Raw genomic sequence first — 12,648 nt, 5'->3', positions numbered from 1 at the left:
TGGAACATTTCCAGACAGTTTTAGTTTCTTGATGTCACTAACTTAGCACCATCGCATACAATAAACTAAAATCCTTATGTATGGGAGTGTGTGCTATGCCGCGTCGTCCGTTTGGTACAGGCAATGTGCCGGCAGTGCCGCCGCTTGACTCGGAAGAAGTCAAGTTTTGGTTGCACATTATGGAGGAACATGCCCTTTTTATTAAAACCGGTTTACCTGCCGACAAGAAAGATTTGATAGAAGAAGCTACATCTTTTGAGCGTGAGTTCAAAGCTTTGCGGGTAAGGGCTGAAAAAAACCTAAGCGAGAAGAAATTTGTTGAATTGGTAACTGACACGATGGGTTCGCTCAAAGAGTTTATACGGTACAAGCGTTTGCTGTTAGAACTGTCCTTTACTAACAAATTGGGTAGTGCATTGCCCCCGCTATTTTTTGACCATTTAATCCGCGAGGCTGAGTATTTTATGGCTATTCTGACCAAACTTCGGGCCGGTAAGAAGCTGGCAGTTGTCAAAGCTCTGGAAGCTGATTTTTGGCTAAGAATTATGGCCGAACATACCAAATTTATCGGCAGCAGGATTGACCCGTCAGAGCGCAGTTTGATTGATGTTGACCGGGGCTACGAAGTAGAGTTCGACAATTTGTATATGCAGGGGCGGGACTATGTGAGCTTTTTTGAACACCAGCCTATGGAACTGCCTGCCTTTGGGCGCTTCTTGCAAGACAGCCGGGCGGCTACTGTCCGTCTCCGGGACTTTAAACAAGCCGTTTATGACATGATTATCAAAAACAGAATGTTAAGCACAGTACCTGCGGTGATGGCCGACCATGTGCGGCGGGAAGCCGACCATTTTCTGCTTGTTTTGGCCATGATGGAAAAGGGTATAATCAAGGTTGAGAAAGACTGTGTGGATAGCATCAAAAAGCATCATACCAAGTACGATATGATCATGGATGATGAATTTGTCGAACCTATTGAAGAAATTGAGGGCATTGAGGATATTGAAATCCATGAACACGGGCATTTGTTTGAGGAAGAAGCAATTGACGATATGGAGCTTGATTTTACCCCCGGGCTTATCGGGCGCGAAAAAGAACCGCCCAGCCAGGCCGTTGCTGACCAGCCTGGTGTTCTGACCGACGATAGGGAGGAACCTGAAGAAGAAAATACGCCCAAAGTCCAAGGGGAGGTTAAGGAAGTTGTAACTGAAGAGGTTGTGACACCGCCGCCAAAACCCGCCTACAAATATAAGGCACAAGCACCGCCGGCTCCGCCTAAAAACGATAAACAGCCCAAATATAAATGGGGTGGTAGCTTGCCGCGCCAACTGGGTAAAATAACAGAATAACATGTGGTTGAAAAATGACCCCTCCCGGATAACCGGGAGGGGTTTAGCGTGGTTATAGCGAATAAAATAGGTATTTCTAAAAAGGTTGTGAATTGTTAATGTTGCCAAGCTATACTTTCGCTATTTGTGCAATGGTTTTATGGGGGATAGCGCCGCTATTCGCTAAAGCCGGTTTAACTAAGCTTGAGCCGGTTGCTGCGCTAACTGTGAGAAGCACAGTGATTACGGTAGTTTTGCTCATGTTCATGCTGGTCAGCGGTAAATGGAATCAGATGACAGCTACGGCACCGCGTGATATTGCCTTTATTGCTCTTGAAGGCATTTGTGCCGCGCTTGTTGGTCAATTGGCCTACTATTATGCCATTAAATATGGTGAGGTTAGCCAGGTGGCGCCGGTAGTGGCGGCATTTCCCCTGGTAGCGCTTGTAGGCGGTATTTTAGTTTTAGGTGAGAATATTACACTATTGAAGGCAGTCGGAGCCGTCATGGTGATAGCTGGTTTAGTTATTATGAAATTGTCAGGCTAAGGAAGAATGGCAATATTGGACAAAAGCTGCCGCTTGGTACTGGTGACAGCCAGCAGCGGTCCTTCGGCCAAATCAATTAGGCTTAAATCGGCAAACAGGTTGCTGGTGCCGATGGCTAACTGGCTGCCGGGTATTAAGTACAGACGTGACAGCGACCGCCCAATTATCAGCCGGTCTACGATTTGGGCGGTATCAAGGTCAATGACAAAAATTGCAGCGCCATCTTCATTAATAATATATGCCGTGCGATTGTCGTCGGCAATGGCGGCGTAACAGGGATAAGCCGCCAGGCCGCTGGGGCAGCTGGGGCATTGGATGGTGACTACCGTCGGCGAAGAACTTTTTTTGCTTAAATTAAATAGCGCAACGCCTTCACCGGTAAATGCTGTGTTGGTAAACGGCACGATGAGCCGGTTGCCAGCTAAAATAATATTGGTGGGAATGCCGGCTATATCATACTGCCAGGAAATATTCCCTTTTACATCCAGTTCCATAACGGTGCCGCCGGCATAGTGTTCCCAAGCTGTATAGATTCTCTCGGCATCAGCTGCCAGTCCTACGCAACCGGCTTTGGTTGCCGGCGTTCCCAGCAGTTGGCTGGACATGGTGGTTAAATCCAGATGATGCAGGTTGCCGCAAGGTTCAGCCAGGTAGGCATCAGCAGCAGTGGTTTCAGCCAAAACGAACTGTGCAGGATAAGGAATGGATAGCGGCAGGCGATAGATGTCCAGGCTGGTTAAGTTAACCGCCAGGATGCTGTTTTTGCCGTTGATACCGGCACAGGGCAGGTAGGCTTTGGTATAATCGGGGGTCACAACAAGCTCGGTAGGGGTTAACTCAGGTGAATATGCGAGCTCGGTTAGGATTTCTCCACTAGGTCCATCCACAATAAGTACGGCATGGGTGGTTGCGTCTACAGCCAATATTTTATATGGTTTTACCCCATGCGATCACCTCTTTTTGCCGGTAGTTTGTTGTCCTTACTATAAGTCTTCCAATATATATAATATTGGCAGGACGGCTGTTTGGTTAAAGTCTTTTTGAAGGGAGCATTAGCGTGTGGATAATACAAAAATCAGGAAACTCCCCAAGTTATGGATTAGTCCGGCTGAAGCGGTATTTTATATCTGCGGGATTTTGTTCTTAATCGGTACTGTTAATGTGTTTAGCGCCAGCTTTGTACTTGGCGGCCAATTATTCCACGATAGCTACTTTTTTGTCATTCGTCATCTCATATCATTTGCTATCGGGTTTGTTGCCATGCTGATTGCTGCCAAAATAGATTACCGCAAAATCAACCGCGGCTGGTTACTTATAGCTATTTTTGCAGCTATTGGTCTCTTACTTGCTGTGCATTTCGGCGGGGTGGACGCCAATGGTGCCAGACGCTGGCTTAGGATAGGCAGCTTTAAATTTCAGCCGTCTGAGGTCGCCAAGCTTACGGCAATTATAATTACCGCAGCCTATCTGGGAGGGCGACTTGACCGGGGACAGCCGATATCACTAAAATCCTGGCCGCTGGCTATAACGCTGGTTATGGGCGTACTGGTACTCAAACAGCCTGATATGGGCACGGCAGTCGTAATCGTTGGTTTGAGTCTGGTACTGTATATTTTGGCTGGTATCTCTAAACAGGAGATCTATTATCTCGGGTTGGCGGCTCTGGGGATGACTGTGTATTTAATCTATGCAGCGGCGTACCGGGCTGAGCGCATTTGGGCATGGATTGATCCCTGGGCGTATCAGCAGACATCCGGTTACCAGATGGTGCAGTCCCTTTTGGCTATTGGTTCCGGCGGCATGTTTGGTTCAGGACTGGGGATGGGGGCCAGCAAGTTCCACTACCTGCCGGAAGCTCATACTGACTTTGCTTTTGCCGTACTGTGTCAGGAAATGGGCTTTGTTGGAGCGGCGCTGGTATTAGTGCTTTTGGGCGCCATGGCTTGGTACGGAGTTCAGATTGCCCGCCGCGCGCCGGACGGATATGGCTTTATGCTGGCAGTAGGGGTAATAACACTGGTAGTAGGACAAGCGGTCGGGAATATTGCTATGGTATCAGGCATTTTGCCGGTAACCGGTGTGCCGCTGCCCTTTATCAGCTTTGGCGGAACGTCGCTTATTGTTAATTGCGCGGCCATAGGTCTCCTGATTAGCGTGGGACGCCGGACAGGCAGCAAAGTATTTCAGCCGGGAGAAGCACGCCGGTCTTACGGAAGGTCGCGGCTAAAGCTGGTTAAAAAGAACGGTTATCCGTCCGGCGTATAAGGAAAATGTTTAAAGGCCCTCTTTTACGGTAATAATTACTAATGAACTTGTTAGTGTATAGAAACTGGAGTGAAATGCCTGGAAGCGCGTTTTAGTACAGTTTTGGTAAAAGGGGGCCTTCTCTATGATATGGTTAATCCGGGCAGGCGCATACCTTTTTAGCGGTTTAACCATTTGGCAGTTTATTCAGGGAGCAGGCGCGCCGGAGACGGTGGGTATTCATAAACATTTAGCGCTTGATCAGTCGCATGGGATGATACTGGGCGTGTGCGCCGGTTTTAGCTCATACACCGGCTTAGATGTAACTTTAATCCGTCTGGCGTGGGCGCTGTCGGTGCTCTACCGCGGGGCGGGAATTGCCCTATATATTTTAGCCTTCTTAATAATGCCTGTTTCATAAGTCAATCTTGTTTTAGAGGAAGTTTTAACGGCCTCTAAGGCCTTAATCGAATCATCCAGAGCTAACCGCCACTAATTCCGCCGTTTAAAGAAACGGGGGTGTTAGTGGCGGTTAGCTTTCGGATAAATCCGGTAGGCGTTCGCCTGCCATTTTTTTATGCCGGCGCAGTGACAATTGGAAGTCTATTCACATAAAATACATTAGGTTGATGAGAGGAGGATTATTTTGTGAAGAAAAAAGTCAGACATCAAATGTATAAACCGGGAAAATCCAAAGTTATGAAAATGAAACCCGATATGTGTGATATGGAAGAAATGGAAGACATGTGTGAAATGGAAGAAATGGAAGATATGTGCGACATGGATGAAGAAGAGATGATAGAAGAACAATGCGGCTGTAATAAATATGCAGATGGCATGAAACACATGGAAAAAAATATGTGTGACAAATTCCCTGAATGTATCGTGTTAGCCCATTCCTATGTTCCGTGGCAATACTACGAAAAAGCCTTTACCCCGCCGGAAGCACTCATGAGAGGTACATTGTTTCCGGAACTTTGGGGCGTTTACAAAATCCCTAAATAGGTTATTGTGGAGGTGTGCAATAAGTGAAACCGGAAAAGCAACTGATGCTACTAAGAAAAATTCAAGAGATGGAGTTTGTTGCTATTGAACTTAATCTCTATCTCGATACTCATCCCTGTGACGACGATGCACTCAACGATTTTAACTGCGCGGTAGAAATGTTGAAAAAGTATAAGGAAAAGTATGAATGCGAGTATGGGCCGCTCTTAAACTTTGGTTTCGGCGGCTTATCACGCCAGCCCTGGCAGTGGGCCCAAGGGCCTTGGCCATGGGAATTATAATTTTGTGATAGGGGAGCAATGCATATGTGGATATATGAAAAGAAACTTGAACATCCTGTGCGTGTAACTTGCCCGGACGTAAAGTTTGCTAAAATGGTAATTACACAGTATGGTGGCCCGGACGGCGAGCTGTCGGCTTCGCTCCGGTATCTTAACCAGCGCTACAGTATGCCGACAGATAAAGCAAAAGCTATACTCACAGATATTGGCACGGAAGAACTGGCTCATATGGAAATGATTGCCGCTTTGGTATATAAGCTTACCCAGGGGGCTACTTGTGAAGATTTCAAAGCAGCAGGCTGGGAAGGGCAGTACGTGCAACATGATTGTGCTTTATTCTGGGCTGACGCCAACGGCGTACCCTGGACGGCAAAATATATTGCCGCGCTGGGCGATCCTATCACCGACCTGACCGAAGATATGGCGGCAGAGCAAAAAGCCCGGGCAACTTATGAGCACTTGATTGCTTGTACTGACGATCCGTGTGTAAAAGATACCCTCCGCTTCCTGTGGGAACGGGAAGTTGTCCACTTCCAGCGGTTTGGCGAGACATTGAACGATGTGCAGGAATGGATGTGTAAAGCCAAGCATGTGTGGACCGGCCATAAATGCGGGTGTGATTAAGGGTTGCATTTTTGAGCAACAATAGTATAATAAAAGTAACGTATAGCATGTCGGAGTGCGCTACGTTACTGTAATAAGGGCTCCCGCCAAGGAGACCCGCAACAAAGGAAGCCTCTGGTCAGCAATGATCAGGGGCTTCCTTTTGTGATTATGCTAAACATTAATTTTTATAAGACATCAAAAGGACTGAAAGGGAGGCTTATTGGAAATATATCACATATAGAAGCCGGTGAATTATAAATGTTATGTAATATGAACTCGCTGATCAGAAAAAATTCACACTATTTGAGTTTGCGTCACACAAGCAAAGTTTTCTTATATGCAGGAATGCAAAGTTTTATATAGAAAAATTAGGAAACAAATGTAAACGGGAGGTAGCACATGAGATATACTCTTGGTATTGATATTGGTATTGCGTCAATTGGTTGGTGTATGTTAGATGAAGATAAGCGACGAATTGAAAATCTCGGAGTAAGAACATTTGTCGCCGCTGAGCAGCCTAAAACTGGAGCACCTCTTGCCGAGCCGCGCCGTTTGGCTCGTAGTATGCGACGGCGTATTCGACGTAAAGGTCATAGAATGGATAGGCTAAAATCGCTCTTAATACGTCAAGGCTTACTTTCTACTGATAAGTTATCCGGTTTATATAAGGAAGAGTTTCTGGAAGATCCTTATACTCTAAGATCACGAGGATTGGATGAAAAACTTGAAACTGCCCAATGGGCACGGGTATTGCTACATATAGCTAAACGGAGAGGATTTAAATCTAATCGAAAGAGTGAAGCCAAAGCTAAAGAATCCGGCCAAATGCTAAGCTGCATAAAAGAGAATTTGAGCATTATGGCGCAAAAGGGATATCGTACAGTAGGAGAAATGCTGTTAAAGGATGAAAAATTTGTAGTTCATAAACGAAATAAGGCGGGGGGTTATATCAATACTATCTCCAGAGACATGCTTGAAACTGAGCTGCATCTTTTGTTTGCGGCTCAGCGGATGTATGGAAATATCTACGCCAGCGAAGAATTTGAACAGGCATTCTGTCAAATCTTCTTATCACAGCGTCCTTTTGCTTCAAAAGAAGATATTGAGAAGATGGTAGGTAAATGTACCTTTGAACCGGATGAAATGCGGGCGCCTAAGCACTCTTATACAGCTGAAAGATTTGTGCTGTTTCAAAAACTAAATAATCTGAAGCTGCTATCGCCTGTCGGAAAAACCGGTCTTACACATGAGCAATGTCAACAAGTAGAATCGTTGTCCTATACGCTTAAAGAGGTCAAGTACGAGCAAATCCGAAAAGCTCTTGGTATTCCTGAAGATTGGCAATTTGCCGGATTGTCTTATTATCGCAAAGGCGTGGTAGTCAATCCTGAAAAGGCAGTGTTCATTTCTATGACCGGGTATCACACAATTAAAAAAACAATTATTGAGAAACTTGGTTCTCCCACATGGGAAGTACTTAAAGGAAACACTGAACTTCTGGATCAGATTGCGATTTCGCTGACGCTATATAAAACCGATGAAGATATTGTAGCATATCTAAGGGATCAAGGAATTGTAGCATATCTAAGGGATCAAGGAATTTGCGAGGGAATAGTTGAGGCTTTGTTGGAAGTTTCTTTTGATAAATTCCAACATTTGTCGCTTAAGGCAATGCGTAAAATCTTGCCTCTACTTGAAAGTGGATATACCTATGGAGATGCGTGCGAACAAGCGGGTTACTGCCATTGGAATCCTAATCGGAAAACTGAAAAATGTAAGTACTTACCTAAAATAACAAAAGAGGATATACGAAATCCCGTTGTACTGAGAGCTTTGTCCCAAGCTCGTCAAGTTATCAATGCGGTTATTCGTAAGTATGGTTCTCCTTACCGCATCCATATAGAAGTAGCGCGCGAAATTGCTAAACCCTATTCTGAGAGAAAAGATATAGCGCGGGAGCAAGAAAATTACCGTAATATGAAACAACAACTTAAGAACGAGTTTCAGGAACATTTTGGTTTTGAACCAAAGTCTCAGGACTTGGTAAAATATCGCCTGTACCGGGAGCAAGCTTGTCGCTGTCCATATACACAAGAGTATTTTGACCCACATAGGTTGTTGGAAGATGGCTATGCCGAAGTTGACCATATTATTCCATATAGCCGAAGTTTTGATGATAGCTTAGCCAATAAAGTACTTGTGAAAGCATCTGAAAATCGAAAAAAAGGAAATCAAACTCCGTATGAATATTTTGGGGCTGACGAAGATAGGTGGTATCGATTTGAGGAATGGGTGAGAGTCCACATTAAGAACAATTCTAAACGGAACCGCCTGTTGAGAAAGGATTATAGTGAAAAAGCCGAAAACGAAATGAAGAGCCGAAATCTAAATGATACGCGTTACATTAGCCGCTATCTTTCACAAATGCTTAAACAATATCTTATTTTTAATAATAATGAGGATAAAGAACCGGTGCTAATGATTAATGGACAGCTCACGGCATATTTACGGGCGCAATGGGGACTTATTAAAGTTCGGGAGAACGGCGATCTTCATCATGCTCTTGATGCCGCTGTAATCGCGGCATCATCACAGTCAATGGTTAGACGCATTTCTCAATACTCACAGGCTAAGGAATTGTATACATATGAGAAAACTGCCGGTAGGCAGGTATTTCCTCAGCCATGGACACACTTCCGAGAGGAAATCATATCCCGTCTTTCAGATGATCCGGCCGAGTTTTTATCTAATTTTGGAATTACAAGCTACACTCTTGATGAATTGGCAGCCTTAAAACCTGTCTTTGTATCAAGAATGCCTACTCGAAAAGAATCCGGACAAGCGCACAAAGAAACAATCTGTAGCAAAAAATATTTACGGGAACAGTATAAAGTTAAAAGGATCGCACTAACTGAACTAAAATGGAATAAAGCTAAAGATGATTTTGAGTCGGACATTCACGGAAAAGAACGTGATTGGCGTCTATATGAAGCACTTAAAGAACAAGTAAGGAAGTTTGGCGGTGATGTTAAGAAAGCCTTCTCGGAACCTTTTTATAAACCAGTAGTGAATAGTTCCCAAAAGCCTCGGTTGGTTCGAAGTGTAAAAATTAGAGAATCTGGAGATTCTGGGGTCGAGATAAATGGTGGGATTGCTGATAATGGAAATATGGTGAAGGTATTAGTATATTCAAAAAACAATAAATATTATCTGGTGCCTGTTTATGTTGCTGACTTGGTTAAGCCTAAGTCGTTTGTCAAAGCCATTGCCGTATTCAAACCGGAATCCGAATGGATAGTTATAGATGATTCTTTTAAATTTGAATTCGTTCTCTATCCCAATGATTTAGTGCGTATTAAAACTAAAAAAGAGGAAATACTAGGATATTATAAGAGTTGCAATCGGCGCAATGGTCAATTGACGATTGAAACACATGATCGTCACAAATTAACAGAAAACCAAAAGGATCCTGGTTGGTTAATCTCATTTGGTACGATAAAATCCTTCGAAAAGCTTCATGTAGATCCACTGGGGCAATATTATAAAGCTGTAGCAGAGAGGAAGTAATCAAGAATTTGGGCTGGCGTAGTCTGTTCATTTCGTCCCCGGCTCGGTTATCTGTGAAACTGTCACAATTGGTAATTAAGCAGGAGGCAGAGGTAACCATACCTTTAGAAGATATAGGAGCGGTGGTTATTGAAACTCAACAAGTGACGATATCAGCTGCCGCGCTTTCCGCTATCGCCGATGCGGACATTGCTACTTTTATTTGTGATCAAAAACATCTCCCTTGTAGTATAATACTCCCCTTCCAAAAGCATTCTCGGCAGTGGAAGATTATGAAAGCTCAGTTAGCAATGTCCAAACCTTTTGCCAAACAATGCTGGAAACGTATCGTGGAGCAAAAAATAACCAATCAGGCTTATTGCTTGGACTACCTGCAGCGGGAAGGTGGGGACTATTTGCGCACCATAGTTAAGGACGTAAAATCCGGTGATACGACAAACCGTGAGGCATATGCTGCCAGGGTTTATTTTCAATCGCTCTTAACAACATTTCGTCGAAAAGATGACAATGTTACTACTGCTGCTATGAATTATGGCTACGCTATTTTTAGGGGTATGATTGCGCGTATATTAGCTAGTTATGGCTTTATTCCCGCAATGGGAATACATCACAGAAACGAATTAAACAATTTTAATCTTGCAGATGACTTCATAGAAGTATCTCGTCCTTTAGTAGATTTATGGGTAGCTTCAAACGTTTCGCCCGAAGCTACGGAGTTGTCCAGAAATGATCGCATTTCTTTGCTGAGTTTGCTTAATCATGATATGTGTATAAATCAAAATCATCAAAGCGTCATTCGGTGTATGGAAGAGATGGTTGCCAGCTTTTCAACAGCTTGCCATCAAAATAATGTAAGCTGTTTAAAACTTCCCAGTCTACTCCCTTTAAGTATTCACAAATATGAGTAATAGTAACCAAAGGTATATGAGATTATTAGTTTTTTTTGACCTCCCCATGGTCACGCCTAAAGAGAAAAAGATATATCAACAATTTCGTAAATTTCTTCTTGGTGACGGATATGATATGGTACAGTTTTCCGTGTATTGCCGCATATGTAACGGTGAAGATGCGGTAGACAAGCACCTGCGACGGCTCAATGCAAATCTTCCGTCAAAAGGATCTGTCCGCTTTTTACAGATTACCGACCGGCAATATGCTAATATGAAGTTTCTGGTTGGAAAGCCCACCATAAAAGAAAAAGTGGTGAGTAACGATCAAATTACGCTTTTTTGACCTTTTTTATAAAAAAAGAAACCCCTTGGGCCTTTGTGCTGTAAGAGGTTTTAGACTTTCAAGCATAGCATATCGGAGTGCGCTAGGGAACTGTAACTCAGAATTAGTTGCTTCTAACAGGTTGGTTAGCATAGCATATCGGAGTGCGCTAGGGAACTGTAACGGTTTGTCAGTTATATCAACATAAAATAGTAGCATAGCATATCGGAGTGCGCTAGGGAACTGTAACTATCCTTGTATTACATGACCACATCTTAAAAGCATAGCATATCGGAGTGCGCTAGGGAACTGTAACGCTGTATTCCCTTGGCACAACATATCGAAAGCATAGCATATCGGAGTGCGCTAGGGAACTGTAACTATCCTTGTATTACATGACCACATCTTAAAAGCATAGCATATCGGAGTGCGCTAGGGAACTGTAACGCTGTATTCCCTTGGCACAACATATCGAAAGCATAGCATATCGGAGTGCGCTAGGGAACTGTAACATAGAATTGTAAAATTCCCGATGCCGTGGAAGCATAGCATATCGGAGTGCGCTAGGGAACTGTAACGTAATACATAGGTAATACTCATGCTGAACAAGCATAGCATATCGGAGTGCGCTAGGGAACTGTAACGACAATCTCCCAGACAACAGGATTGATGTTAGCATAGCATATCGGAGTGCGCTAGGGAACTGTAACCCAAGTTATAGTATTACTATAAAAGGTGTAAGCATAGCATATCGGAGTGCGCTAGGGAACTGTAACGATATAGATTTCATCGTCTTTAGTTATTCTAGCATAGCATATCGGAGTGCGCTAGGGAACTGTAACGCAACGCTAGTCAAGAGATTATTTCAGATGGCGATAGAGGGAATTAGTATATCCAAGATGGTCAAACGATTAAACGGAGAAGGAATTCCATCGCCAAAGGGCTCAGTTTGGCAACCAGCTACGATTTCTAGGATATTAAAGAATCCCTTATACTATGGAGAAGCAGTACATTTCCGTCAAATTCGCCAAAAGGAAAATGGCAAATATGTTACACGAATCCGGCCGGAAGAAGATTGGCTCGTAGTTCAGTGTCCGGCTATTATATCGAGGGAAGAATTTCAAGAGGCACAGATGAAGATTGCTCAAAACAAGCGTTTTTCGCCCCGCAATACCAAAGGCACGTACCTGTTACAAAACATTGTGAAATGTGGCATTTGCGGCAAACCTATGTATGTAACTTTTCATGGTACTTCCAAATACTACTATGTCTGCTCTAGTCAACGTCGAAGGGCTCAAACTGGAGAAGAAGCATGTAGCAACCGGGGAGTACAGGTAAGTGTGCTTGATGGAGAAGTTTGGAAACTACTAAAAGAGTTGGCATTAAAACCGGCCCGCATCAGGAAACTGCTAGCCGAAAAAAAATTACGCACTGGCTCAGCGGCAATCTTAACCAGACTTCAAAAACAGGAAGATGAACTAAATGAACGTAAAAAGAAGCTGGTGATGCAGTTTACGTTAGGACGGATTGATGATAAAGAGTTGGATGGGGCACTGCAACAAATACAAACGCTGCTCACCGAAATTAAACAGCAAATACAAGAACATGGGAATATAGCTAACATTCATTCCACTGAGGCTCGTGTTGCAAACTTTGTAGCCGCCATGCAGCAAGAACATAATCGTCGTGATGCTTGCATTCAGGCACTTTCAGCGGTTTATGTGTCAAGAACAGATCAAAATAGAGGACGGTACGCTAAGCCGGAGATTGATGTAACAATTGTGCCACGGTAGGGTAAAACGAACAAAGGTAAATTAAAATATAGAAGACGGTATTAGTTTATCTGACACATGGTAT

12 protein-coding genes, 1 pseudogene and 1 CRISPR repeat array are annotated in these 12,648 nt (G+C 43.8%); of the genes and pseudogenes, 12 read left to right on the top strand and 1 reads right to left on the bottom strand.

Going from position 1 to position 12,648, the window contains the following annotated elements; genetic code table 11:
- Positions 1–80 precede the first annotated feature (80 nt).
- The gene (locus tag SCACP_RS20525; protein ID WP_425059331.1) at positions 81–1,349 is read left to right on the top strand and encodes a DUF2935 domain-containing protein; all 1,269 of its coding nucleotides are present in this window, start codon (positions 81–83) and stop codon (positions 1,347–1,349) included.
- A 98-nt stretch (positions 1,350–1,447) separates the two neighbouring features.
- Entirely contained in the window at positions 1,448–1,876 is a 429-nt protein-coding gene (locus SCACP_RS20520) for an EamA family transporter (protein WP_425059330.1), read from the top strand.
- Here SCACP_RS20520 and SCACP_RS20515 read toward each other — a convergent pair.
- Positions 1,873–2,799 (bottom strand): YncE family protein, encoded by a 927-nt coding sequence (locus SCACP_RS20515; RefSeq protein WP_425059329.1) that lies wholly within the window; start codon positions 2,797–2,799, stop codon positions 1,873–1,875. The genes SCACP_RS20520 and SCACP_RS20515 overlap by 4 nt on opposite strands.
- A gap of 136 nt (positions 2,800–2,935) precedes the next feature.
- On the opposite strand from SCACP_RS20515, the gene SCACP_RS20510 reads away from it, so the two are divergent.
- From SCACP_RS20510 to SCACP_RS20465, 10 genes and pseudogenes are all read left to right on the top strand, one after another.
- Entirely contained in the window at positions 2,936–4,141 is a 1,206-nt protein-coding gene (locus SCACP_RS20510) for an FtsW/RodA/SpoVE family cell cycle protein (protein ID WP_425059328.1), read from the top strand.
- Positions 4,142–4,265: 124 nt separating this feature from the next.
- Positions 4,266–4,541 (top strand): PspC domain-containing protein, encoded by a 276-nt coding sequence (locus tag SCACP_RS20505; RefSeq protein ID WP_425059327.1) that lies wholly within the window; start codon positions 4,266–4,268, stop codon positions 4,539–4,541.
- Positions 4,542–4,768: 227 nt separating this feature from the next.
- The gene (locus tag SCACP_RS20500; protein WP_425059326.1) at positions 4,769–5,125 is read left to right on the top strand and encodes a spore coat associated protein CotJA; all 357 of its coding nucleotides are present in this window, start codon (positions 4,769–4,771) and stop codon (positions 5,123–5,125) included.
- Positions 5,126–5,148: 23 nt separating this feature from the next.
- Positions 5,149–5,406, top strand: coding sequence for a spore coat protein CotJB (locus SCACP_RS20495; protein WP_425059325.1), 258 nt, complete (start codon positions 5,149–5,151; stop codon positions 5,404–5,406).
- Positions 5,407–5,430: 24 nt separating this feature from the next.
- Complete coding sequence (locus tag SCACP_RS20490; RefSeq protein WP_425059324.1) at positions 5,431–6,030, top strand: manganese catalase family protein; 600 nt, start codon at positions 5,431–5,433, stop codon at positions 6,028–6,030.
- Positions 6,031–6,411: 381 nt separating this feature from the next.
- Positions 6,412–9,579: a type II CRISPR RNA-guided endonuclease Cas9 gene (gene cas9 / locus SCACP_RS20485; RefSeq protein WP_425059323.1), complete on the top strand. Its 3,168-nt coding sequence runs from the start codon at positions 6,412–6,414 to the stop codon at positions 9,577–9,579.
- 8 nt (positions 9,580–9,587) lie between these two features.
- Positions 9,588–10,487, top strand: coding sequence for a type II CRISPR-associated endonuclease Cas1 (gene cas1, locus SCACP_RS20480; protein WP_425059322.1), 900 nt, complete (start codon positions 9,588–9,590; stop codon positions 10,485–10,487).
- Positions 10,480–10,812 carry a CRISPR-associated endonuclease Cas2 gene (cas2, locus tag SCACP_RS20475; protein ID WP_425059321.1) on the top strand — a complete coding sequence of 111 codons (333 nt, stop codon included), beginning with the start codon at positions 10,480–10,482 and terminating at the stop codon, positions 10,810–10,812. The genes cas1 and cas2 overlap by 8 nt, the downstream gene beginning before the upstream one ends.
- 61 nt (positions 10,813–10,873) lie before the next feature.
- Positions 10,874–11,633: direct repeats of the CRISPR family, unit length 36 nt; unit sequence AGCATAGCATATCGGAGTGCGCTAGGGAACTGTAAC.
- Positions 11,634–11,645: 12 nt separating this feature from the next.
- Positions 11,646–11,930: pseudogene (locus SCACP_RS20470) on the top strand (recombinase family protein); the annotation flags it as partial.
- Complete coding sequence (locus SCACP_RS20465; protein ID WP_425061461.1) at positions 11,925–12,584, top strand: recombinase zinc beta ribbon domain-containing protein; 660 nt, start codon at positions 11,925–11,927, stop codon at positions 12,582–12,584. The pseudogene SCACP_RS20470 and the gene SCACP_RS20465, both read left to right, overlap by 6 nt.
- The last annotated feature ends 64 nt before the right edge of the window (positions 12,585–12,648 follow it).

This window comes from Sporomusaceae bacterium ACPt (assembly GCA_041428575.1).
GTDB classification, from domain to species: Bacteria; Bacillota; Negativicutes; order Sporomusales; family Sporomusaceae; genus Sporomusa_D; species Sporomusa_D carbonis.
This window is presented reverse-complemented; position numbering and strand designations above follow the sequence as displayed.

What these genes read in the sequence shown, in the direction of transcription:
- SCACP_RS20525 (WP_425059331.1), top strand. Translation starts at nt 81, where the DNA reads ATGGGAGTGTGTGCTATGCCGCGTCGTCCGTTTGGTACAGGCAATGTG.
- SCACP_RS20520 (WP_425059330.1), top strand. Translation starts at nt 1,448, where the DNA reads ATGTTGCCAAGCTATACTTTCGCTATTTGTGCAATGGTTTTATGGGGG.
- SCACP_RS20505 (WP_425059327.1), top strand. Translation starts at nt 4,266, where the DNA reads ATGATATGGTTAATCCGGGCAGGCGCATACCTTTTTAGCGGTTTAACC.
- SCACP_RS20490 (WP_425059324.1), top strand. Translation starts at nt 5,431, where the DNA reads ATGTGGATATATGAAAAGAAACTTGAACATCCTGTGCGTGTAACTTGC.
- cas9 (WP_425059323.1), top strand. Translation starts at nt 6,412, where the DNA reads ATGAGATATACTCTTGGTATTGATATTGGTATTGCGTCAATTGGTTGG.
- cas2 (WP_425059321.1), top strand. Translation starts at nt 10,480, where the DNA reads ATGAGTAATAGTAACCAAAGGTATATGAGATTATTAGTTTTTTTTGAC.
- SCACP_RS20465 (WP_425061461.1), top strand. Translation starts at nt 11,925, where the DNA reads ATGAAGATTGCTCAAAACAAGCGTTTTTCGCCCCGCAATACCAAAGGC.